Source organism: Pseudomonas sp. GP01-A4 (assembly GCF_058780865.1).
The window spans coordinates 152,875-174,028 of record NZ_JBYSWF010000005.1 but is presented as its reverse complement, the minus strand read 5'-3'; the positions used below and the strand labels follow the sequence as shown (position 1 = coordinate 174,028).

23 protein-coding genes are annotated in these 21,154 nt (G+C 63.5%); 3 read left to right on the top strand and 20 right to left on the bottom strand.

Annotation, left to right across the window (positions count from 1 at the left end):
- Window positions 1-141: 141 nt before the first annotated feature.
- The gene (hemE, locus tag AC3WKX_RS05770; protein WP_102604309.1) at window positions 142-1,209 is read left to right on the top strand and encodes a uroporphyrinogen decarboxylase; all 1,068 of its coding nucleotides are present in this window, start codon (window positions 142-144) and stop codon (window positions 1,207-1,209) included.
- 53 nt (window positions 1,210-1,262) lie between these two features.
- Here hemE and AC3WKX_RS05765 read toward each other — a convergent pair whose 3' ends face one another.
- Window positions 1,263-2,480: an MFS transporter gene (locus AC3WKX_RS05765; protein WP_371858859.1), complete on the bottom strand. Its 1,218-nt coding sequence runs from the start codon at window positions 2,478-2,480 to the stop codon at window positions 1,263-1,265.
- 181 nt (window positions 2,481-2,661) lie between these two features.
- On the opposite strand from AC3WKX_RS05765, the gene AC3WKX_RS05760 reads away from it, so the two are divergent.
- Window positions 2,662-3,555, top strand: coding sequence for a LysR family transcriptional regulator (locus AC3WKX_RS05760; protein ID WP_003209358.1), 894 nt, complete (start codon window positions 2,662-2,664; stop codon window positions 3,553-3,555).
- Between the two features lie 161 nt (window positions 3,556-3,716).
- Here the strand turns inward: AC3WKX_RS05760 and AC3WKX_RS05755 are convergent, their stop codons facing one another.
- The 19 genes from AC3WKX_RS05755 to AC3WKX_RS05665 all read right to left on the bottom strand — a co-directional run bounded on the left by AC3WKX_RS05755 (window position 3,717) and on the right by AC3WKX_RS05665 (window position 19,988).
- Complete coding sequence (locus AC3WKX_RS05755; RefSeq protein ID WP_102604307.1) at window positions 3,717-4,157, bottom strand: hypothetical protein; 441 nt, start codon at window positions 4,155-4,157, stop codon at window positions 3,717-3,719.
- A gap of 26 nt (window positions 4,158-4,183) precedes the next feature.
- Window positions 4,184-5,410 (bottom strand): beta-ketoacyl-ACP synthase, encoded by a 1,227-nt coding sequence (locus AC3WKX_RS05750; protein ID WP_102604306.1) that lies wholly within the window; start codon window positions 5,408-5,410, stop codon window positions 4,184-4,186.
- Window positions 5,410-6,138, bottom strand: a complete 729-nt coding sequence (fabG, locus tag AC3WKX_RS05745; protein ID WP_087692521.1) for a 3-oxoacyl-ACP reductase FabG — start codon at window positions 6,136-6,138, stop codon at window positions 5,410-5,412. Before fabG ends, AC3WKX_RS05750 begins: the two co-directional genes overlap by 1 nt.
- Entirely contained in the window at window positions 6,135-6,596 is a 462-nt protein-coding gene (locus AC3WKX_RS05740; protein ID WP_102604305.1) for a hotdog family protein, read from the bottom strand. Before AC3WKX_RS05740 ends, fabG begins: the two co-directional genes overlap by 4 nt.
- Window positions 6,593-7,759 (bottom strand): beta-ketoacyl-[acyl-carrier-protein] synthase family protein, encoded by a 1,167-nt coding sequence (locus AC3WKX_RS05735; protein ID WP_102604304.1) that lies wholly within the window; start codon window positions 7,757-7,759, stop codon window positions 6,593-6,595. The genes AC3WKX_RS05740 and AC3WKX_RS05735 overlap by 4 nt, the downstream gene beginning before the upstream one ends.
- Entirely contained in the window at window positions 7,756-8,238 is a 483-nt protein-coding gene (locus AC3WKX_RS05730) for a hypothetical protein (protein WP_173883011.1), read from the bottom strand. The genes AC3WKX_RS05735 and AC3WKX_RS05730 overlap by 4 nt, the downstream gene beginning before the upstream one ends.
- Window positions 8,235-8,969, bottom strand: coding sequence for a class I SAM-dependent methyltransferase (locus AC3WKX_RS05725; RefSeq protein ID WP_102604302.1), 735 nt, complete (start codon window positions 8,967-8,969; stop codon window positions 8,235-8,237). The genes AC3WKX_RS05730 and AC3WKX_RS05725 overlap by 4 nt, the downstream gene beginning before the upstream one ends.
- The gene (locus AC3WKX_RS05720; RefSeq protein ID WP_102604301.1) at window positions 8,966-11,284 is read right to left on the bottom strand and encodes an MMPL family transporter; all 2,319 of its coding nucleotides are present in this window, start codon (window positions 11,282-11,284) and stop codon (window positions 8,966-8,968) included. Before AC3WKX_RS05720 ends, AC3WKX_RS05725 begins: the two co-directional genes overlap by 4 nt.
- On the bottom strand, window positions 11,274-11,984 hold the full coding sequence (locus tag AC3WKX_RS05715) for an outer membrane lipoprotein carrier protein LolA (RefSeq protein ID WP_102604300.1): 711 nt from the start codon (window positions 11,982-11,984) through the stop codon (window positions 11,274-11,276). Before AC3WKX_RS05715 ends, AC3WKX_RS05720 begins: the two co-directional genes overlap by 11 nt.
- Complete coding sequence (locus tag AC3WKX_RS05710; RefSeq protein ID WP_102367948.1) at window positions 11,981-12,406, bottom strand: acyl-CoA thioesterase; 426 nt, start codon at window positions 12,404-12,406, stop codon at window positions 11,981-11,983. The genes AC3WKX_RS05715 and AC3WKX_RS05710 overlap by 4 nt, the downstream gene beginning before the upstream one ends.
- A complete protein-coding gene (locus tag AC3WKX_RS05705; protein WP_102604299.1) occupies window positions 12,399-13,940 on the bottom strand; it encodes an HAL/PAL/TAL family ammonia-lyase in 1,542 nt (513 codons plus the stop codon). The genes AC3WKX_RS05710 and AC3WKX_RS05705 overlap by 8 nt, the downstream gene beginning before the upstream one ends.
- Window positions 13,924-14,859, bottom strand: coding sequence for a lysophospholipid acyltransferase family protein (locus tag AC3WKX_RS05700; protein ID WP_008439230.1), 936 nt, complete (start codon window positions 14,857-14,859; stop codon window positions 13,924-13,926). The genes AC3WKX_RS05705 and AC3WKX_RS05700 overlap by 17 nt, the downstream gene beginning before the upstream one ends.
- Entirely contained in the window at window positions 14,856-15,590 is a 735-nt protein-coding gene (locus AC3WKX_RS05695) for a glycosyltransferase family 2 protein (protein WP_102604298.1), read from the bottom strand. Before AC3WKX_RS05695 ends, AC3WKX_RS05700 begins: the two co-directional genes overlap by 4 nt.
- A 167-nt stretch (window positions 15,591-15,757) precedes the next feature.
- Window positions 15,758-17,428, bottom strand: a complete 1,671-nt coding sequence (locus AC3WKX_RS05690; protein ID WP_102604297.1) for an acyl-CoA synthetase family protein — start codon at window positions 17,426-17,428, stop codon at window positions 15,758-15,760.
- The gene (locus AC3WKX_RS05685; protein WP_008439202.1) at window positions 17,425-17,970 is read right to left on the bottom strand and encodes a COG4648 family protein; all 546 of its coding nucleotides are present in this window, start codon (window positions 17,968-17,970) and stop codon (window positions 17,425-17,427) included. The genes AC3WKX_RS05690 and AC3WKX_RS05685 overlap by 4 nt, the downstream gene beginning before the upstream one ends.
- Window positions 17,967-18,221 (bottom strand): acyl carrier protein, encoded by a 255-nt coding sequence (locus AC3WKX_RS05680; protein ID WP_003209389.1) that lies wholly within the window; start codon window positions 18,219-18,221, stop codon window positions 17,967-17,969. The genes AC3WKX_RS05685 and AC3WKX_RS05680 overlap by 4 nt, the downstream gene beginning before the upstream one ends.
- 9 nt (window positions 18,222-18,230) lie before the next feature.
- Window positions 18,231-18,500 carry a phosphopantetheine-binding protein gene (locus tag AC3WKX_RS05675; protein WP_008439197.1) on the bottom strand — a complete coding sequence of 90 codons (270 nt, stop codon included), beginning with the start codon at window positions 18,498-18,500 and terminating at the stop codon, window positions 18,231-18,233.
- Window positions 18,478-19,290 carry a lysophospholipid acyltransferase family protein gene (locus AC3WKX_RS05670; protein ID WP_008439194.1) on the bottom strand — a complete coding sequence of 271 codons (813 nt, stop codon included), beginning with the start codon at window positions 19,288-19,290 and terminating at the stop codon, window positions 18,478-18,480. The genes AC3WKX_RS05675 and AC3WKX_RS05670 overlap by 23 nt, the downstream gene beginning before the upstream one ends.
- A complete protein-coding gene (locus AC3WKX_RS05665) occupies window positions 19,266-19,988 on the bottom strand; it encodes a beta-ketoacyl synthase chain length factor (protein WP_008439188.1) in 723 nt (240 codons plus the stop codon). The genes AC3WKX_RS05670 and AC3WKX_RS05665 overlap by 25 nt, the downstream gene beginning before the upstream one ends.
- Window positions 19,989-20,336: 348 nt before the next feature.
- Here AC3WKX_RS05665 and AC3WKX_RS05660 point away from each other — a divergent pair, with 348 nt between their 5' ends.
- On the top strand, window positions 20,337-21,107 hold the full coding sequence (locus AC3WKX_RS05660) for a ParA family protein (RefSeq protein WP_003209397.1): 771 nt from the start codon (window positions 20,337-20,339) through the stop codon (window positions 21,105-21,107).
- The last annotated feature ends 47 nt before the right edge of the window (window positions 21,108-21,154 follow it).

The window sequence follows — 21,154 nt, the reverse complement described above, 5'->3', positions numbered from 1 at the left end:
GAGCAAGCCCGCTCCCACATTTGTTTTGTGGCGCTTTCATATCCGCGACAAATTGACCCGATAGACAAAAGGCACGGCTCTTGCCGTGCCTTTTGCGTCGCGCTCTGAGAAAATGCCCGCACTTTTTTTGCGGATGCCGACATGACTGCCCTCAAGAACGACCGTTTCCTTCGTGCCCTGCTCAAGCAACCCGTGGACGTCACCCCTGTGTGGATGATGCGCCAGGCCGGTCGCTACCTGCCGGAATACCGCGCCAGTCGCGCCCACGCCGGCGACTTCATGAGCCTGTGCATGAACCCGGAGTTCGCCTGCGAAGTCACCATGCAACCGCTGGACCGCTATCCACAGCTGGATGCGGCCATCCTGTTCTCCGATATCCTGACCATCCCTGACGCCATGGGCCAGGGCCTGTACTTCGAAACCGGCGAAGGCCCGCGTTTCAAGAAAGTCGTCAGCACCCTGGCCGATATCGAAGCCCTGCCGATCCCCGATCCCCACAAGGACCTGGGCTACGTCATGGATGCGGTCAGCACCATCCGCCGCGAGCTGAACGGCCGCGTGCCGCTGATCGGCTTCTCCGGCAGCCCGTGGACCCTGGCCACCTACATGGTCGAAGGCGGCTCGTCGAAAGACTTCCGCAAGACCAAGGCCATGCTCTACGACAACCCGCAAGCCATGCACCTGCTGCTGGACAAGCTGGCGCAGTCGGTCACCTCCTACCTCAACGGCCAGATCATGGCCGGCGCCCAGGCGGTGCAGATCTTCGACACCTGGGGTGGCAACCTGTCGGCGGCGGCGTACCAGGAGTTCTCCCTGGCCTACATGCGCAAGATCGTCAGCGGCTTGATCCGCGAACACGAAGGCCGCAAAGTGCCTGTGATCATGTTCACCAAGGGCGGCGGCCTGTGGCTGGAAAGCATCGCCGACGCCGGCGCCGACGCGCTGGGCCTGGACTGGACCTGCGACCTCGGCGAAGCCCGTCGCCGCGTGGGCAGCAAGGTCGCGCTGCAAGGCAACATGGACCCAACCGTGCTGTACGCCAAGCCGGAAGCCATCCGCACTGAAGTGGGCCGTATCCTCGCCAGCTACGGCAAAGGCAGTGGTCACGTGTTCAACCTTGGCCACGGCATTACTCCGGAAGTTGATCCGGAGCACGCAGGCGCGTTCCTGCGGGCGGTGCACGAGTTGTCGGCGCAGTATCACGAGTGATCGCGCGGCAATGAAAAAGCCCGGCAGATGCCGGGCTTTTTTGTAAGCGCTGGTTAAGCCTTGGCTTCCTGCAACGGCGGTAACTTCGCCAGCTTCAACGCCACCAGCAACGCGACGATCAACAGCGCGACGATAAACCCGCCAATCCCGTTCCACCCGGCGTAGTGCCAGAAAAACCCGCCCGCCGTCCCCGCAATACTCGACCCCACGTAGTAACTGAACAGGTACAGCGACGACGCCTGGCCCTTGGCTCTTAGTGCGCGGCGGCCGATCCAGCTGCTGGCCACTGAGTGGGCGCCGAAGAAGCCGAAGGTGAAGATCAGCATGCCGGGCACTACCAGCCACAGCGGGGTAAACAGCGTCAGGGCGATGCCGCCGAGCATCAGCACGATGGTGCCCCACAGCACTCGGCGACGGCCCAGGCGGTCGGCCAGGGAGCCGATTTTCGCCGAGCTGTAGATACCCGAGAGGTAGACCAGCGACAGCAGGCCTACCACGGCCTGGCTCAAATCGTACGGGTCCGCCAGCAAGCGGTAGCCGATGTAGTTGAACATCGTCACAAAGGCGCCCATCAGCACGAAGGCTTCGAGGAACAGCCACGGCAGGCCGGCGTCCTTGAAGTGCAGGGTGAAGCCGTCCACCAGGCTGCGCGGGTGCAGGGTGCTGGCGCGGAAGTTGCGCGACTCGGGGAGGATCTTCCAGAACACCGTGGCTGCGATCAGCGCCAGGGCGCCAATGATCAGCATCGCCGTGTGCCAACTGACGAAGTCGATCAGCACACCGATGATCAAGCGCCCGCTCATGCCGCCAATGGCGTTACCACCGATGTACAAACCCATGGCCAGGCCGATGTGTTGCGGGTGGATCTCTTCACTCAGGTAGGTCATGGCCACCGCTGCCAGGCCGCTGAGGGACAGGCCCACCAGTGCGCGCATCAGCAGGATGCCTTCCCAGCTTGGCATCAAGCCGCTGGCGATGGTGCACAGTGCGGCGCAGAACAGCGCGGCAACCATCACCGGCTTGCGCCCCAGGGTGTCGGAAATCGGCCCGGTGATCAGCAGGCCAATGGCGAGCATGCCGGTGGCCACCGAGAGAATCAGGCTGCTTTGCGCGGCATTGATGGAAAATTCGTGGGACAGCGCCGGCATCATCGGCTGTACGCAGTAGAGCAGGGCGAAAGTGGCGAAACCGCCGGAGAACAGCGCCAGCACCGTGCGCATGAACATCGGGGTGCCTTTTTCGATGTACTGCTCGTTGAGCTGTGCCACCACTTCATCGAGGGCGGTGGGCGGTACTTCTTGAGCAAGCGGAGCGACAGCAGATTTCACGCGGGACCTCGGGGAGGAAAGACTGCCAGGGCTGGCAATGCAAAAAAGAATATAGCTCCCTATTGATTCTTTCCAATATATTGTTCGACCTGTTTAAGAGCTTTTACGACCTAATGAGGTTTTCATGGAATTGCGCCACCTGCGTTACTTCATCGCCGTGGCTGAAGAGCTGCATTTTGGCCGCGCCGCGCAGGTGCTGGGGATCTCCCAGCCGCCCCTGAGCCAGCAGATCCAGGCGCTGGAGCAGGAGATAGGTGCGCGGTTGTTTGAGCGTACCAATCGTCGGGTCGAGCTGAGCGAGGCCGGCAGGTTGTTCCTGCAAGAGGCGCGGTTGGTGCTGGCGCAGGTGGATAAAGCGGCGGACGTGGCGCGTCGGGCGCAGCTGGGGGAACTGGGGGAGTTGAAGATTGGCTTCACCTCTTCTGCGCCGTTCAACTCCAGCATCCCACAGGCGATCTTCGCGTTTCGCCAGGCATTCCCGGCGGTGCATTTGAATCTGCAGGAGATGAGCAGCACGGAGGTGGCCGAGTCGCTGGTGGATGAGTCGATTCAGGTGGGGTTGATGCGACCGTTGCCGTTGCCCGATTCCTTGAGCGTCGTGGAACTGATGCGCGAGCCCTTGGTGGCCGTGCTGAACGCCGGGCATCCGTTGGTAGAGGGCAGTGAGCGGGGTTTGCACCTGGCGCAATTGGCCGAAGAACCGTTTGTGTTTTTCCCGCGGACTTACGGCAGCGGGTTGTATGCCCAATTGATGAGCCTGGCGCGTGATGCCGGCTTCAGCCCGCACTTCGCGCAGGAGGCCGGGGAGGCGATGACCATCATCGGCCTGGTGGCGGCGGGGTTGGGTGTCTCGGTGTTGCCGGCGTCGTATCAGCGGATCCGCATTGATGGCGTGGTGTATCGCACGTTGCTGGATCAGGAGGCGGTGACGGCGGTGTGGCTGGTGCAGCGCAAGGGCCAGCAGACGCCGATGGCCAAGGCGTTTGTCGAGTTGCTGACCCGTAAGGCATTGGTATGACCGACGCATAACCTGTGGCGAGGGAGCTTGCTCCCGCTGGGCTGCGCAGCAGCCCCGAAACCCGACGACTGAGTTTTACCAGGCAACCTTCAATCGCAGGTTTCAGGGGCGCTTCGCGCCCGAACGGGAGCAAGCTCCCTCGCCACAGGGAAGCGGGTGTTTCAGTTCTGCTTCGACGTCCCGGTCTGCTGGAGCAACTGCGCCGTGTCACTCACACCATTGGTGCGCAACGCCGCCAGGATGTCACGGTCCAGCATGCTCACCCAGCGGTTGTAGTTGCGGTGGATCTTGCCGTCCTTGTAGCCCAGGTCGCGGCTGTCGCGGTAGGTGATGGCGTAGCTGGTGGCGGTGTAGCGGATGTCGATTTCAGCGTGGAATTTGTTGCGCACGTTGATCTCGGCCTGCACCAGTTGCGGGCTCAGGCGCTGTACGACCCATTGGCGTTTGTTCAAGGCCGCGATAATGGTCTGCTTCATTTTTTCTTCGTTGACCTGCGGGTTTGCCGGCAAGTCGTGCTGGGTGTTGAGCACCGGTTTGTTGGTGCAGCCAGCGGTAGTGAGCAGGGCCAAAACGACCAGTGTTGCGCGTAGCAGGGAAGACATTCCATTTCTCCAGTCAGTAAAAAAACTCACGCCCAGCGGCGGAAAATCAGCGAAGTGTTGACGCCGCCAAAGGCAAAATTGTTGTTCATCACGTAGTCGTTGTGCAGCTCGCGGAACTCGCCTTGCAGGTAGTCCAGCTCGCCGCAGCGCGGGTCGACCTCGTCGAGGTTGAAGGTGTGCACGTATTGGTTGCGGTTCATCATTTCGATGCTGAACCACGACTCCAGCGCGCCGCATGCGCCCAGGGTGTGCCCAAGGAAACTCTTTTGCGAGCTGATGGGCATGCGGCTGCCGAACAGGCTGCTGGTGGCCAGGGTTTCGGCGATGTCGCCCTGGTCGGTGGCGGTGCCATGGCCGTTCACATAGCCGATCGCGTCGGGCGCAAGCCCCGCATCTTCCAGTGCCAGTTCCATGGCGCGGCGCATGGTGGCCTGTTCCGGGCGGGTGGTGTGCTGGCCGTCGGCGTTGCTGCCGAAGCCGACGATTTCGGCGTGGATATGCGCGCCACGGGCCAGTGCATGTTCCAGCTCTTCGAGTACCAGGATGCCGCCGCCTTCGCCGATCACCAGGCCGTCGCGCCCACTGTCGTAGGGACGCGGGCTGGTTTGTGGTGCATCATTTTTCAGGCTGGTGGCGTACAGCGCATCGAACACCATGGCTTCGGTAGGGCACAGCTCTTCGGCGCCACCTGCCAACATCAGCGGCAGGCGGCCGAACTTGATGGCTTCATAGGCGTAGCCGATGCCCTGGCTGCCGCTGGTGCACGCGCTGGACGTGGGGATCAGCCGGCCGGTGAGGCCGAAGAAAATGCTGATATTCGCCGCCGTGGTGTGGGGCATCATCCGCACGTAGGAGTTGGCGTTCAGCCCCTCGGCCACCGAGTTCAGCAGCATATTGCCGAAGGCCTTGATCTCGTCGGTGCTGCCGGTGGACGAGCCACAGGCCACGCCCATGCGCCCGTCCTTGATCGACTCGTCGCCCAGCAAGCCGGCGTCTTTGAGCGCCTGCTCCGCCGCCCATACAGCCAGCCGGGAAACCCGGCCCATGCTGCGCAGTTGCTTGCGGGTCCAGTGGGCGGGCACCACGAAATCATCGATCGGCCCGGCCAGCCGGGTGTTCAGTTCGGTGAAACGGTCCCACTCGTCCATGCGCCGGATGCCGCTGCGGTTGGCGCGGAAGTTGGCGGCGATGGTTGCCCAATCGCTGCCCAGGGACGTAACGCCGGCCATGCCGGTGACCACCACACGTTTCATCAGCACAGGCCTCCATTCACGGCCAGCACTTGGCGGGTGATGTAGCCGGCTTCTGCCGACATCAGGAAATTCACCGCCCCGGCGACTTCTTCCGGAGTGCCCATGCGCTGGGCGGGGATCATTTTCATCAGCTCTTCCACCGGTACGTTTTCATCGAGCATCGCGGTGTCGATCAGCCCGGGGGCCACGCAATTGACGGTGATCTTGCGCTTGCCCAGCTCGATGGCCAGGGCCTTGGCGGCGCCGATCAGGCCGGCCTTGGACGCGCTGTAGTTGACCTGGCCGCGGTTGCCGATCAGCCCGGATACCGAGGTGATGCACACGATCCGCCCGGCGGCGCGACGACGAATCATCGGCATCATCACCGGGTGCAGCACGTTGTAGAAACCGTCGAGGTTGGTGCGCATCACCACGTCCCAATCGTCTTCCGACAGCGCTGGAAACGCGCCGTCGCGCGTCAGGCCCGCATTGAGCACCACGCCGTAATACGCGCCATGGGCTTCCACGTCGGCTTCAAGGATCTCCTTGCAGCTGGCGCGGTCCGCCACATCGAATTGCAACACCCGGGCCTTGCGCCCCAGCGCTTCGATTTCGACCTGCACCGCATCCGCCTCGGCACGCCCGCTGCGGCAGTGCAGCACGATGTCGTGCCCGGCCTGGGCCAGGCGCACAGCGATAGCGCGGCCGATGCCACGGCTGGAGCCGGTCACCAATACGGATTCAGTCATGGCGTGGTGTCCTTCGATTCATCTAAATAGTTGGCCGCCTGGGGCGGTCGAAATACGTTCAAGCGCGCGCTGGCCTGGATGCCGTGACCGGTGAGGTGGCATTCGAACACACCCATGCCGTTGTCGTCTTCCAGGGAGCGCAGGCCGTGGATGGTCAGCTCGGTGCCTGCGGGAAAGTGCTCGACGTTGCACTCGAACTTGCGCGTGCCCAGCAGGAAGCCCAACTCCACGGCTTCACCTTTCTGGCGCGCGCGGCAACCGGCGTAGGCCGCGACGCTTTGCGCCATCAACTCAATGCCGACCCACGCGGGCAGGCTGCCATCGGCGCGGTTGAAAAGACCGCCGGGCTTGACCGTCAGGCGGGTCTGGATCTGTTCTTCATCAAAGCTCAAGACCTGATCGATCAGGATCATGTCACCGGCGTGGGGCAGCAGTTCGGCGAGCGGCCAATCAGTCATGGGGCGTCTCCGATAATCAGGCTGACGTTGTTGCCGCCGAAGGCAAACGAGTTGCTCATCAGGCAGCGTTTTTCCAGGGCGTCGCCGGGCGACGCCCACTTCAGTACGGGCAGGTCGGGGTCCGCCTGGCCATCCCAGACATGCGGCGGCACTATGCCTTCTGCCAGGCTCAGCCAGCAGAACGCCGCTTCCAGCGCGCCGGCGGCGCCCAGGGTGTGGCCGGTCATGGGTTTGGTCGAGGAGCAGGCTACGCCGTCCGGGAACAGGGCCGCGACCGCCAGGCTTTCCATGGCATCGTTATGTTGGGTAGCGGTGCCGTGCAGGTTCAGGTAACCGATTTGTCCGGGCGCCAGTTGTGCGCTGGCCAGGGCCTTGCGCATCGCTTGCAACGCACCCTTGCCGGTAGGCTCGGGGGCGGAAATATGGTGGGCGTCGCAACTGGCACCACTGCCCAGCAGTGCGACCGGCGCCGGGGTTTTGCTCATCAGGAACAACACGGCGGCTTCGCCGATATTGATGCCGTTGCGGTTCAGCGAAAACGGATTGCAGCGCTCTGCCGAAACCGCCTCCAGCGACGAAAAACCATTGAGGGTCAGCTTGCACAGCGTGTCGACGCCACCGCAGATCACCGCATCGCACACGCCCAGGTCCAACAGGCGTTGGGCACTCATCAGCGCTCGTGCGCTGGAGGTGCAGGCGGTGGAAATCACGTAGGCCGGGCCGCTCAGTTGCAGCCAGTCGGCGAGGAAATCGGCCGGGGCGCCAAGCGCCTGTTGCTGATAGTCGTAGTCGGCGGGGAACTGGTTTTCCCGCAGATAGTGGGCGATGCCACGGCTGGCTTCATCGATGCCCGAGGTGCTGGTGCCGAGCACGATGCCAATGCGCGACGCGCCGAACGTTTGGATCGCTTGCCGGATCTCGTCGTCAATCTGCAACGCGGCTTCCAACAGCAACTGGTTATTGCGGCTGCGATGGGATTCCAGCCCGGGCGGTATCGCCGCCAGTTCACCGTGCACAGCGGCCACCGGCAACACACGCTCCGGCACCCAGCCGCTTTCGGCGCGCATGCCGGAGCAGTCGCCGGCAAACAGGCTGCGGCTGACTTCGCGCTTGTCGCGGCCCAGGGCGCAGATCACGCCGAGGGCATTGAGGTAGGCGCTCATCGGGCAGCCCCAAGCGGCGAGATGTGGTAGGTCAGGTGTTGCCCGATCACGTCCACGCGAAACACCAGGGAGGAGTGATAGGTGATCTTCCAGTGGGACGGCAGGGTGCGGATCAGGTCCATTTCCTGGGTCCCGGGGTACAGCCTGGAAACTTCATCCGCCGAGGTCAGGGCGAACAACAGCGCGGCAAACAGTTCACGCGCCTGGGGATTGGGCGGCAGCAGACCGTCGGCCTGCCAGGCGCCATTGATCAGCATCTGCCGAGCCTGGGGAATGCCCAGCGGGTCCATCATCGACCAGCGAATCCCGCCGCCTTCGCGCTGCATCACCAGCAACCAGTCCTGGCGTTGGCCATCCTGTTCGCGCTGCACATGCAGTTGCAACGGCAGGCTCAGCACCGGGTTTTTCGACGGCAACGGCGGCTGGCTGGCGCAGGCACTCAGCAGCAACAGGCAACCGATCAACAGCATTCGGATCATGTTTCAGTGCTCGCCAGAGGTTTACGGGCAACCACGTTGACCAAGGTTTCTTCGCGCTGGCCGGCCGGTTTTGGCTGGCGCAGGCCCCAGCGCTCAAGCAGGCCGAAATCGGTGGCGCGGCTCCACCACAGGTACGGGTACGAGACGTTCTGCGGGCCGAACTCAAAGCCCTGCTCGCGAATCATCTCAAGGTACTCCTCGGCGCTTTTCTGCACATGCATCGGGTGACGAAACAGCCAGCGGATTACCCAAGTGTCGATATAGGCCTCGGTGGATTCGGCAAACAGCAGGTAGCCGCCTGGCTTGAGCACCCGATAGAACTCTTTCAGGGCGCGATGCTGTTCCACCAGATGATGGAAGGTCTGGTGACAGAACAGCACGTCGACACTGGCGTCGGCCACGTCGAGGGTCGCGCAGTCGCTGCCGATCAACTCGATGGCGATGCCCTGGCGCGCGGCTTCGGCGCGGCTCAGGTCGAGGCTGTGGGGGTCGGCGTCGAGGCCGATCAGGCGGTCGGGGGCGAACACCTGCTGCAGGTACTGGAACGACTTGCCCTGGCCGCAACCAGCGTCCAGCAGCACCGGGGCAACCGGCAGCGGGTCGCTGAACAGGCTGCGCAGGTCGTTGATAGCCACGCGCAGCACATGGTGCTGCCAGGTGTGGCTGCGCAGGAACCAGAAGCCGAATTTGGTTTCTTCGACGTAGTTTTTACTCAGGTATTGGCTGCTCATCTCATCTTCCTTGTCCCGGACGGGCTGGCCCACGGCGCCAGCATGAAGCTGAACGCCAGCCCCAGGCTCACCGACAGCCCAAAATTACTCACCGCCGGTGTGCTGGAAATAGCCAGCAGGCCGAACGATAGCCAAGTAGTCACGGCCGCCAACAGTGTGCCCAACAGGCTCACGGCGGCGCCGCCAATTTGTTCACGCATCAGGATCGCGTAGTCGACGCTGATGGCGGTCACCAGCAGCAGGCCGAACAGGCTGAACAACGTCAACGGCTGCCCCAGCCAACCCAGGCTGGCCAGGCTGCACAGCGCCGCCAGCAACGGCAGGGCGACGATGCGCAAGGCGCCGCCGAAGCCGAACGGCAGGATCAACAGCAGTACGATCAACACGCAGGACATCAATTTCAATTCCGCCGCGCTGATCTGTGTGGCGGCGAACACCTGGTTCAAGTCGCCGAGGCGATCCACCAACTGCACGCCGGGCAGATCCAGGGCCTGCACCCGCAGCAAGGCCGGGTTGTTCAACCCTTGCAGGCTCACCATCGCCGCCACGCCACCGTCGACATTCCCCAGCCACAGCGTGCGCCACGGCTCGGCCAGCGGGCCGACCAGTGCTGCGTCGATGTCTTCGGTGGGCAAGGCCTGCAACTGGGCCAGCTCGGCTTGCAGCGCGCTGGCGGGCACACCGAGGTCCAGCAATGGCTGCCAGTACTGCGGCAGCTGTTTCAGGGCCTCGCGCAGTTGCTGTTGCTCCGCCGGCGCGCTGACCAACTGGTTGAGCGTCAGGTAACCCTGGAGCTTGTCCATGTTCACCAACTGATCCAGGCGCTGGCTCAGCGCGGCCTGGCGTTCCAGCAACTGCTGCTGGTTGTCCGCCCGCACGAGGAAGAACTGGCTGGTGGGCTGGAACCCGGTAATCCGCGCAACGGCCTGGGCTTCCTGCAGCAACTGCGGTGGCGCACCGATCCACTGGCGGATATCGTTTTTGCTGTTCAGGTGCCACAGCCCACCGGCGCAAAACACCAACACCAGTATCAACAACACCGGGCTTGGCAGGCGCTTGAGCAGCGACTCGCGCACGCTCAGCAGGAACTCGGCAATGCGCAGCGGCCATTGCGCCGGGCGCAGCTCGACGCCTTTGAGCAAGGCCGGCAACAGGCACACGGCCGACAGGTAAGCGCCCACCAGACCGGCAGCGGAGAACACCGCGATTTGCGTCAGCGCCGGGAACGGCGTCCACGCCAGGGCCAGGTAACCGATGCAACTGGTGGCCAGGCTCAGGCTCAGGCCCGGCAAGGTCAGGCGCAAGGCCGGCCAACTGCGCCAAGGGCTCATGCTCCAGCTCTTGGACAGGTAATGCAGCGGGTAATCCACCGCCACGCCGATCAGGCTCGAGCCCAGCACCAGCGTGATCACATGCATATGCCCGAACAGCGCCACACAGGCCACCGCACCAAACAGCATGCCCACCAGCACCGGCACGAACGCCAGCAACACCCGCCAGCGGCGGAACGCAAGCAGCAGCAATAACAGGATGCCTACCGTCGCGCCGCCGCCGACCCAGGTGATTTCCCGCGTGGCCTGCTGCTGACCATTGGCTGCATACAGCAGGCCGCTGGCGGCGAGCAATTGCGCGCCTTGCTGGTCGGCCTGCTCGCGGCTGGCCTTGAGCAGGTCAGCCACTTGCAGCGGCAGTTTCATGTCGAAGGCGTTGCCGGTGGTGCGGGCCCGCAGCAGTACCCAGCTTTTGCCGTCGGCATCGGCGATCAGCGCGCCGCTGCCGATATCCAGCTGCACCGAACCGTGTTGCGGCTGGCTGTTCTGGATGCGCCCGGTGAGGCCCAGCCAATCGTCCTGGCTCGGCACCAGGCTGAAGCCGGTGAACGGGTCGAACAGCGCCTGAACCCGCTGCTGAATAAACGCCTGGGGCTCGTCGATCAGTTGCTCGCGATCCTTGGTCGAGAGCATCGCCAGCCGGCCTTGCAGCAACTGCTGACGCAGGGCCGGCAGGTCGGCTTGGAGGTTCCACTGGACCTTTTCAAACAGGCCGCTGGCTTGCCAGGCTTCGCCCAATTGCGTCGCCATGGCCACGGCTTTTTGTCGATCGGCATGCCCCACCAGCACCAGCATTTCGCGGTTCAGCGGTTCCTGCATGCGCTGTTCGGCCCGCAGCTCCAGCGCATCCGGCGCGGTGCCGGGCACCAGTTCCATCAGGTTCGCCGACAGCGGTGCGCCATGGCGCCATTGCCAGCCCGCCAGGGCCAACACGGCCACCAGCAGGATCAGGAACAGGCGCGGCAACCAGCGTTCACTCGGCAAAGTCGTGTTGCTCCGCGTCGCTCAAGGGCTGGCTGCTGGTGCTGTCCTGCATGCGCAGTACGGTGCTGTCGCCCTGGGTTTCCAGCAGCTCGATCTTCTGCACCAGTTCGCCGCCGTCGATATTGATTTGGGTGAACACCTGCTTGAGCAGCAGCGAGCGCGGGATCAACGTGAGTTTCCACTGCTGGGCTTCGCCTTGCAGTTGAAGCTCGAAGTCACGCTGCAAGCCACTGCTGTCGCCCTGTAACACGGCGAGGAACAAACGGTTCTGCTCGGCGCCGGCGCTCTTGTTCGGCAGCAATTGCCAGCCGTTGGCGTCACGCCGGGCGATGCCGTTGGCGCTGATGCGGTAGTCCTGTTGCAGCGGGGTTTTCAGCAGCCACAGCAGGCCGTGGTCCTTGGCCAGGACGAAGGTGCCCTTGCTGGTCAGCGGCTGCGGCAGCGCGCGCAGGTGTTTTTCCTGGATGAAGTTGCCGTGGATCACCGACGGTTTTGCAAGCTGGTCACTGAGTTGTTGCAGGTCGAAAGCATGGGCCAGGCCTGGAATGCCCAACAACAGAATGAAGGCGATTCCTGTGGGAGCGGCGGTGCGACGATTCGACTTGCTCGCGAAGAACCTGAGGGCGCCACGGGGTGTCAGGCGGCCTGCGTTATCGTTGACGATTTTCGCGAGCAAGCCCGCTCCCACAGGGAATCTCATTTCAAGGCTCTCTCTATGGCGTCAGTGAATATTTTTGGCGACGCCAACTGCATTTCGCGGCTGGCAATCTCCACCGCCACTTGCACGGTGCTGGCGCGGGTCAGGCGTTCACCGGTGGCCTTGTCGCTGATCAGGTAATTGACCTTCAAGCGGTTCTCCCACTCCACCAGGCTGGCGCGCACGTTGATGGTCTGGCCGAAGGTCGCGCCGCGCACATAGCGCAGTTGCATGTCGATCACCGGCCAGGCGTAGCCCGCTTGCAGCATCGCTGTGTAGTTGTGGCCGATCTTGTCCAGCAAGGCGCAGCGGGCGACTTCCAGGTACTTTACGTAGTGCCCGTGCCACACCACGTTCATGGTGTCGATGTCGAAAAACGGCACGAGGATTTCAGTGTCGCAGTGCAACACGCCGGGGCTACGCATGCAGCCTCCAGTGTTGCTCGGCGATGCGTTTCAGGCACAGGCGCAGTTCGCCTTCCAGGGCGCGGTCTTCGATGACCGGCGGGAAGTCTTTGGCCAGCTCGTCGTGCATGGCGGCCAGCGCCGGCGGCAGCGGGCGTGCGTCTTCAGCCTGGGCCCGCAGCCATACGCCCTGATTAGCGGCGAGCAAGGTGGCGGCGGCGACTTGTTCGGTCAGTTCCAGCACACGAATCGCATCGCGGGCGGCGATGGTGCCCATGCTCACCTTGTCCTGGTTGTGGCACTCGGTGGAGCGCGAGAACACACTGGCCGGCATGGTGTTTTTCAGCGCTTCGGCGGTCCAGGCGCTGGTGCCGATCTGCACAGCCTTGAAGCCGTGGTTGATCATCGCCCGCTCGGCTGGCGCACCGGACAAATTGCTCGGCAAGCCGTGGTTGTAACGCACGTCCACCAGCAGCGCGAGCTGGCGGTCCAGCAGGTCGGCGACGTTGGCCACCAGGGTCTTGAGGCTGTCCATGGCGAACGCGATGTGGCCGCCGTAGAAGTGGCCGCCGTGAAGCACGCGTTCTTCTTCGGCGTCGATGATCGGGTTGTCGTTGGCGCTGTTGAGTTCGATCTCGATGAACGAGCGCAACCAGTTCAGGCTGTCGGCCAGCACGCCCAGGACGTGGGGCGCGCAGCGCAGGGAGTAACGATCTTGCAGGCGATGCAGCGGCGCGGTCGGCGCGTCAATCGCCAGATCCTTGCGCAGCCAGGCGGCGACTTGCATTTGCCCCGGGTGCGGCTTGGCGGCGAACAGGCGCTCGTCGAAATGCTCCGGGTTGCCTTGCAGCGCCACCACGTTCAGCGCGGTGATGCGCGTGGCCAGTTGCAGCAGGTAGTCGGCGCGGGCGAAGGCCAGGCAGGCGAGGCCGGTCATCACGGCGGTGCCGTTCATCAGTGCCAGGGCCTCTTTCGGGCGCAGTACCAGCGGGTCCCAGCCCAGCTCGCGGTGCACCTCCGACGCCTGGCGGCGTTCGCCACGGAACAGCACTTCGCGCTCACCAGACAAGGTTGCGGCCACGTAGGACAGCGGCGTCAAGTCACCGCTGGCGCCCACCGAGCCTTCCTCCGGAATCAGCGGCAGTACGTCGAACTCCAGGAACGCGTGCAGGCGTTCCAGCAACTCCACGCGCACGCCCGACACGCCATGGCACAGCGACTGCAACCGCGCCGCCAGCACCGCGCGGGTGGCTTGCGCATCCAGCAACTTGCCCAGGCCGCAGCCGTGGAACGTGTAGAGGTGGCGGGGCAGCGCTTCGACGTGCTCCAGCGGCACCGCCACCACGCACGAGTCGCCGTAGCCGGTGGTCACGCCGTAGATCACGCCTTCCTTGTCCAGCAACGAATCCAGGAACTGCGCGCCCTTGGCGATGCGCTGGCGGTACTTGGCATCAGCTTGCAGTTGAGTCGGCGCCTGACGGTTGGCCAGGGCCAGCACGTCTTCGATGCGCAGGGGAATTTCGCCGAAGGTTACCGGCTCAAGATGCGTCGTCATCGGTCTTCCAGAAAGGGTAAAAGTTGAACCATTGTTGGGGCGCTTCCAGGCAGAACTGGCCCAGGCGCTCGGCGTAGCGGGCGGTCCATTGTGCGATCACCTGCTGGCGGTCGCTGCGTTTCCATTCGATCAACTGGGCGAACGGCTCGATGATCAGGCGATAACGGCCTTGATGCTTCAAGCACATCAGCAGGTTGACCGGGCATTTCAGCAAACCGGCCAACAGCCACGGGCCTTGGGGGAAGGCGGCGTCATGGCCGAGGAAATCCACGCGTACCGTGCGCCCGCCATGCAGCGGTACGCGGTCGCCGGCAATCGCCAGCCACTCGCCGTCGTCGAGGCGCTGGCTGAGCAGCATCATCACTGCCGGATCAAGTTCGCTGACCTGGATCAGGCGCAGATTGGTCGCCCCGGCTTCGCCCAGAATCCGGTTGAAACGTTCAGCGTGCTTGGTGTGCACCAGCACGTTCATGGTGACCTTTTCGCCAAGCTCGGCGAGGGCGCGGCACACCTCAAGATTGCCCAGGTGCGCGCCCACCAGCATCTGCCCGCGTTCGCTACGCAGTTGGCCGCGCAGTTGGGCCGGGTCGATGATTTCGATCTGCTCCAGGCGCAACTTGCCGTTCCATACGTCGAGCTTGTCCAGCAGGGCGTCGGCGAACGCCATGAACTGGCCGAAGACGCTTCTGTGGGTAGGGCGCAGGTCGTCGCGCCGGCTCCAGTCGGCCAGGCGCTGCTGGTATTGCCAGGCGCTTTGGCGGGCCGTGCGGCCGAACAGAAAGAAGTAGAAAACGATGCCGTAGAGCAGCGGGCTCAGCAGCCGGCGCCCGAGGACCTTGGCGGCGAAGGCGGTGAATTTCATCAGCCAGAAGCTGCCGCGCTCCTCGCGGTCGGCCCAGTGCTTGGTGTCCTGGCTCATGCCTGCCACCGGCGCCAGAGGATCATCGGCGCGCGCACCAACATGCCGAAGAACAGCCGGGTGTGCATGGAGGAAATCAGCGCATTGTCATGGAACAGGCGAAAGTGCGACAGGCCGTCGGCGGGGTAGTGCACCTTGGTCGGCAGCCAGCGCATCGGCTGGTTGCGCCAGGCCAGGCGCACCAGGATGTCGGAGTCGAAATCCATGCGTTTGCCGATGCTGGCCGAGTCCATCAAGGCCAGGGTCGGTGGCAGTGGGTACACGCGAAAGCCGCACATGGAGTCGCGGATCTGCAGCGACAAGGTGTTGATCCACACCCAAACGTGGGTCAGGTAGCGCGCGTAAAGGCGGCCCTTGGGCACGCTGTCGTCGTATTCCGGGTAGCCGCAGATCACCGCATTCGGGTGGGCGCGGGAGGCGTCGAGGAAGGTACCGACTTCCCGCAGGTCGTGCTGGCCGTCGGCGTCCACTTGCAGGGCGTGGGTGAAGCCCAGGCGTGCGGCTTCGCGAAAGCCGGCCATGACGGCGGCGCCTTTGCCCTGGTTGGCGGGCAGGGTCAGCAGGGACACGTTGTCGAGGGTTGCCAGTTGCGCCAGCACGGCGGCGCAGGCGGCGCTGCTGCCGTCGTCTACCAGCAGGCATGGCAGGCCGCTGGACAGCACGCTATGAACCACGGCGGGCACGGCGGCCTCGTGGTTGTAGACCGGGATCAAGGCGCAGGGGTTATGCATAACAGGTACCCCATTGGCAGAAGCGCTGTGCGTGGCGAGGGAGCTTGCTCCCGCTGGGCTGCGAAGCGGCCCCAACACAGGCGACACCGATTTGCCTGATAAACCACAGTGCCTGGGTTGGGAGCGCTGCGCACTCCAGCGGGAGCAAGCTCCCTCGCCACAAAAGCTTAATCACTGACCCTCCCCAGCACGATCCGCCCACTGGAGCAGGCGGCCGCCTCATTGCGGTAGGCGAAGTACAACTTGCCGCGCTCCTGGTCGAACCGCAGGTGCAGTTCGATCCGGTCATCCGGGCGTACCAGTTGCTGGAACTTGAGCACTTCCATCCCGGCGAACGGCCCCGGCAGCTTGAGCAGTTGCTGGCCCAGGCTCAGCGCCCAATCCACTTGCACCACGCCCGGTAGCACCGGGGTTTGCGGGAAGTGGCCGCTGAAGTAGGCGAGGTCCGGCGGGATCGCCAGTTGCAGGGTCCATTCACCGTTGGCTTCGACTTGTTCCAGTACTTCCGGGGCTTTCGGGCGCGGTGCCAGCAGCAGGGCTTCGACGTCGGCCTGGGGCAGCTTGCCTTGGGTGTTCAGCGGCAATTGGCGCAACAGGCGCCAGCGGCGGGGCAGCGCCAGGGCTTCGCAGTGTTGGCTCAAGTGCTGGCGCAGGGTTTGGGTGACGGTGCGCCGGCCCTGGTTACGCAGGGCATGCAAGCCGCCTGCGCTGAGCACCACGAGGGCGCCGAGGGAGGCGCGGTTTTCCTGCACCACGCCCAGGCGCGTTTCAGCGACCCAGGCATGGTCCATCAGCGCCTGTTCCAGCATCGGCAGGGAGATGCGTTTTTCTTCCAGCTTGACGATGCGGTCCAGGCGGCCGAGCAATTCGAAGCGGCCGTCGGCGTGGATGGTGGCGGCGTCGGCGGTCTGTTCGACATGGCCGGCGGGCAAGTATGGCGAGGCGATGCGCAAGGCGCCGTCGGCGTCCTGGCTCAGCTGCACGTCGGCAAACGGCTGCCACGGTTGTTCGCCCTGGCGCCAGGCGATACCGCCGGTTTCCGAGCTGCCGAGGATTTCCGTCGGCCATTGCTGCAAACGCTGATGCAGGCTGCCGGCGGCTTCAAGGGGCAAGGCGCCGCCGGAGGAAAACACCCGTTTGACCGGTGTAAGCGCTGGCCAGTCGAGGTTGTCACCCATGCGCTTGAGGAGCGCCGGGCTGGCGACCCAGGCAAATTGCGCATGCTCGCGGCTGGCGCGCTGCAAGTCCTCGGGAAATGCCAACTGTTGGCGCACAAAGGTGCGCCCGGCACACAACGGCCACAGCACCCGGAACAGCAAGCCATAGATATGCTGGGTGGCGACGCTGCCGATGATGCAGGCCTCGCCGAGGTCGGCGCCCCACAAGGTTTCCAGCGCCTGGACTTCATTGGCCATCTGCCGCAGGGTTTTGTCGATGCGCTTGGGCTCGCCGCTGGAGCCGGAGGTGCACAGGCTCAGGCAGCAGGCGTCCAGGTCCAGGGCCGCGGCGCTTAATGGCGCTTGATACAGCGCATCCAGGTCGCCAGCTTTGGTCAGCCAGGCATCGACGACATCATCCCAGCGTTGGCGCGTTTGTGGTTGCAGGTCAGCGGGCAACAACACACTGACGCCTGCGCGCCACGCACCCAGCAGCGCGATCGCCAGCAAGCCGGCATCTTCCAGGTACACCGCCAGGCGCTGGATGCCCCGGGCTTGCAACCCGCCGGCCAGGCTCAGGGACTTCTCCCACAGGTGTGGGTGATCCAGGGCAGGTTCGGTGGTCACCAAACGCTGCTCCACAGGCTCAAGCAGCAAGTGCTCAAGATTCAACCAATTCATACGCGGCCTCGAACCCTTTGTCGTACCAGCCATTCCACGGCAAACAACAGCCCCATCAGCCCGTAGGCGATCATGCCGTTGTACAACGTCCACCAGCTCAGCGGCGCCCACAGGGTGAGCGCGGCGGCGAGCAGGCCGTTACACAGGAAAAATACACTCCACACCACGGTGACCTGGCGGGTATACACAATCGCTTCTTCGGGCAGTTGCGGCTCGCTCATGCGCGCCAGGCGCTCGACCATCGGCGGCCCGTATTTCAGGCTCAGGCCGAACAGTGCCAGCATGAAGGCGCTGACCAGGCTCGGGTACCAGCGCAGCATCTGCGGGTTGTCGAACCAGGCGAGCAGCAGGCAAAAGACAATGATCGCCGCCGCCATCCAGCGGCTGCCCGGGCGCCTGGCGCCGGTCAGGGCGCGCAACAGCCACAGGCTGCCCAGCAGCAGGCCAAATTGCCACGGGGCAAAATGCTCAGTGCCGTAATACACCGCAAAAGGGTACAGCAGCCCCGCCAGCAACAGGCCAAGGCCGATCAGCCGGCTCATGCGGCCGGTTGAACCAGACGGTAGACCGCCTCGACCACGTCATTCACGGTACGCACGGCCTTGAACTCTTCGGCGGCGATTTTCTTGCCGGTCTGGCGCTTGATGTGGTCGATCAGGTCCACTGCATCAATGCTGTCGATTTCCAGGTCCTGGTACAGGTTGGCGTCGAGCGTGACGCGTTCCGGTTCCAGTTCAAACAGTTCCACCAGGGCGTCGCGCAAGGTGTTGAAAATATCGTCACGAGTTTGCATGGTACGGTCTCAAGCTGCCTGTCGGGCCGTGACGAACGCCGCGAGGCTGGCCACGTTGGTGAAGTGATTGCGGGTGTCCTTGGCGTCGGCATCGATCTTGATGCCGTACTTTTTCTGGATCGCCAGGCCCAATTCCAGGGCGTCGACTGAATCCAGGCCAAGGCCTTCGCCGAACAGGGTTTGCTCGTTGCCGATGTCGCTCTCGCTGATGTCTTCCAGGCCCAGGGCCTCGATGATCAGCGTTTTTATGTCGTGCTCAAGGCGGTGTTGGTCGCTCATCTTCGGCGAGCTCCTTAATAAAATACTGGTGCAGGTAATCGTTGAGCTTGCGTGATGCCTGGGGCGCGGGCCCTTGTGCGGCAAACGCCTGTGGTTCTATATCGGCACCCACGCGCAAACTGAAGTGAAAGCGGCGATTCGGGATGCGATACCAGGGTTCGGCCTTGGTCAGGGTGGTGGGGCTGACCTTGATCACTACCGGGGTGATGATGCTCGCACCGCGCAGGGCAATGGCGGCGGCGCCGCGATGAAAGGTCGGCGCCTGGCCCGGTGAGGTGCGGGTGCCTTCCGGGAAAATGATCAGGGTCTGGCCGTCCCGTAGGGCATCGGCGGCGGCGTCGAGCATGTCGGCGCTGCCGTCGTTGCTGATGTAGCCGGCGTCGCGCACCGGGCCCCGGGTGAAGGGGTTCTGCCACAGGCTCTGCTTGACCACGCAGTTGGTCTGGCGCATCTGGGCGATCAGGAACACCACATCCACCAGCGATGGGTGGTTGGCGATGATCATCTGGCCCGGGCGGCCGAGCTTTTCCGCGCCTTCGACGCTGTAGGTCAGGATGCCCAGGCGCATCATCATGCGGATAAACAACCAGAACAGGCAGCTGATGGTGTGGCGGGCGCGTCGCTGATGCTGTTTGGCATCACCCGGCAGGCAACTGAGCAGCGGAAACACCAGGACACGCAGGCACAGGCCGCCGAGGCCAAACAGGGCGAAGGCGGTGGCAGTGGCGAACAGGCGCCAGTAGTAGGCCTTCCGAGGCTTTTCGGTCAGGACTTGCGTTGCCAGTTCCATACTCGGTTCTTCCAGGCATGTTGGCAGGCGCCCTCTTCGTTCAGCAGGGTGCGCAGCAGGTTCAGGGCGTGGGGCCACTGGGCTTTGGTGGTGGGTTGGACAGCGGCTGTATTCAGTTCCAGCTGCCACTCGTCGCCCGGTGTCAGCAGCAGGCCGAGGGCGTAGGGGAAGGGCACGTCCTCGATCCAGCGCGCATAGGCTTCGGGGGGCTGTTCCTCGGTAATGATCAGCAATACAGCCGGTGCGCCTTCATTGAGCAGGGCAGCGGCTTCGAGCATGCCGTGCTCCAGGCCATCGCCGGCGGCGGCGAGGGCGGTCATTTCACTGGTTTCATTGCGCAGGATCGACCACAGGCCAATCACCGCGTTATGCACCGACAGGCTGAACTGGGTCGGCGACAGGGGCTCGTCGTTGGCCAGGTCGCTGAGAATATCGAGGGTGCGTGGGGTTTCGCCGTGACGGGAAACAAACACCAATGGCAGCTGTTGCAAGCCTTCGGCCAGGGGCCAGCCCACACTGAAGGCCATGCGCGCCAGGCGGCTCAGGCGCCGGCGCTGCATGGCCGGCAGGAAGGACACGTCGGGTGCCGCGTCGCTGCGGGCGAGCAACATCGGCTGCCGGCACCAGGTACGCCAGTCGTCCGCGCTTTCGAGCCCGGGAGCCCAGGCGCGCCATTGGGCGATGTTGAAATTGATCACTGAGAAGTTATCCCGCCCCTGCGGGCTTCCTTGTGCGGCCATTGGCCCCGAATACCGGGACAGGGTGCAATCGCCGAATGGCGCGCATTATCCCGGTGCTGCGGGGTTCTAGCAAACTTTGGTAAAGAATTGTTCACGGATGATTACAAATTCGCTGGAAAGAATTACCGATTGTCCATCATGCAGGTAGGGCAGCAGGTGTCAGGCAATTCCTGCTTTGTCGGACAGACGGGAAATTGTTATGCGAGATAGAGCCTCTGATGCTGTAGTACAGGAACAAACGAGGTAGCTAACGGGCGCTTTTGCCCTCTACACTCGGGTCATTCATTGATACACGGAGGTTTTTCCATGCGGCGCGTGGTGTTCAACCAAAAAGGCGGTGTTGGCAAGTCCAGCATTGCCTGCAACCTGGCGGCGGTCAGCGCCAGCGAAGGCTATCGAACCCTGTTGGTGGACCTCGATGCCCAGGCTAACTCTACCCAGTACCTCACCGGGCTGACCGGCGACGATATCCCCATGGGAATCGCCGACTTCTTCAAGCAAACCCTGTCTTCCGGGCCGTTTTCGAAGAAGAACCAGGTGGATATCTACGAAACCCCGTTCGACAACCTGCACGTCATCACCGCCACCGCGGAACTGGCAGACCTGCAGCCCAAGCTCGAGGCCAAGCACAAGATCAACAAGCTGCGAAAGCTGCTGGATGAATTGAGCGAGGACTACGACCGGATCTACCTGGATACGCCGCCGGCGCTGAACTTCTATGCCGTTTCAGCGCTGATTGCCGCTGATCGCGTGCTGATCCCCTTCGATTGCGACAGCTTCTCCCGCCAGGCGCTGTATGGCCTGCTGGCAGAGATTGAAGAATTGAAGGAAGACCACAACGAAGGGCTGGAAGTGGAAGGCATCGTGGTCAACCAGTTCCAGGCCCGGGCGAGCCTGCCGCAGCAGATGCTGGATGAATTGATTGCCGAAGGGTTGCCGGTACTGCCGGTGTACCTCACCAGCTCGGTGCGCATGCGTGAATCGCACCAGGCGAACATGCCGCTGATCCACCTGGACCCACGGCACAAGCTGACACAGCAGTTTGTGGAGTTGCATAACTTGCTGGAAAACGCGTGATTTAGCAGGCAACACAAAACAATGTGGAAGCCTGCTTGTGTGGGAGC

Coding starts and splice junctions, on each gene's coding strand:
- hemE (WP_102604309.1), top strand. CDS start 142: ATGACTGCCCTCAAGAACGACCGTTTCCTTCGTGCCCTGCTCAAGCAA.
- AC3WKX_RS05760 (WP_003209358.1), top strand. CDS start 2,662: ATGGAATTGCGCCACCTGCGTTACTTCATCGCCGTGGCTGAAGAGCTG.
- AC3WKX_RS05755 (WP_102604307.1), bottom strand. CDS start 4,157: ATGTCTTCCCTGCTACGCGCAACACTGGTCGTTTTGGCCCTGCTCACT.
- AC3WKX_RS05750 (WP_102604306.1), bottom strand. CDS start 5,410: ATGAAACGTGTGGTGGTCACCGGCATGGCCGGCGTTACGTCCCTGGGC.
- fabG (WP_087692521.1), bottom strand. CDS start 6,138: ATGACTGAATCCGTATTGGTGACCGGCTCCAGCCGTGGCATCGGCCGC.
- AC3WKX_RS05740 (WP_102604305.1), bottom strand. CDS start 6,596: ATGACTGATTGGCCGCTCGCCGAACTGCTGCCCCACGCCGGTGACATG.
- AC3WKX_RS05735 (WP_102604304.1), bottom strand. CDS start 7,759: ATGAGCGCCTACCTCAATGCCCTCGGCGTGATCTGCGCCCTGGGCCGC.
- AC3WKX_RS05730 (WP_173883011.1), bottom strand. CDS start 8,238: ATGATCCGAATGCTGTTGATCGGTTGCCTGTTGCTGCTGAGTGCCTGC.
- AC3WKX_RS05725 (WP_102604302.1), bottom strand. CDS start 8,969: ATGAGCAGCCAATACCTGAGTAAAAACTACGTCGAAGAAACCAAATTC.
- AC3WKX_RS05715 (WP_102604300.1), bottom strand. CDS start 11,984: ATGAGATTCCCTGTGGGAGCGGGCTTGCTCGCGAAAATCGTCAACGAT.
- AC3WKX_RS05710 (WP_102367948.1), bottom strand. CDS start 12,406: ATGCGTAGCCCCGGCGTGTTGCACTGCGACACTGAAATCCTCGTGCCG.
- AC3WKX_RS05705 (WP_102604299.1), bottom strand. CDS start 13,940: ATGACGACGCATCTTGAGCCGGTAACCTTCGGCGAAATTCCCCTGCGC.
- AC3WKX_RS05700 (WP_008439230.1), bottom strand. CDS start 14,859: ATGAGCCAGGACACCAAGCACTGGGCCGACCGCGAGGAGCGCGGCAGC.
- AC3WKX_RS05695 (WP_102604298.1), bottom strand. CDS start 15,590: ATGCATAACCCCTGCGCCTTGATCCCGGTCTACAACCACGAGGCCGCC.
- AC3WKX_RS05690 (WP_102604297.1), bottom strand. CDS start 17,428: ATGAATTGGTTGAATCTTGAGCACTTGCTGCTTGAGCCTGTGGAGCAG.
- AC3WKX_RS05685 (WP_008439202.1), bottom strand. CDS start 17,970: ATGAGCCGGCTGATCGGCCTTGGCCTGTTGCTGGCGGGGCTGCTGTAC.
- AC3WKX_RS05680 (WP_003209389.1), bottom strand. CDS start 18,221: ATGCAAACTCGTGACGATATTTTCAACACCTTGCGCGACGCCCTGGTG.
- AC3WKX_RS05675 (WP_008439197.1), bottom strand. CDS start 18,500: ATGAGCGACCAACACCGCCTTGAGCACGACATAAAAACGCTGATCATC.
- AC3WKX_RS05670 (WP_008439194.1), bottom strand. CDS start 19,290: ATGGAACTGGCAACGCAAGTCCTGACCGAAAAGCCTCGGAAGGCCTAC.
- AC3WKX_RS05660 (WP_003209397.1), top strand. CDS start 20,337: ATGCGGCGCGTGGTGTTCAACCAAAAAGGCGGTGTTGGCAAGTCCAGC.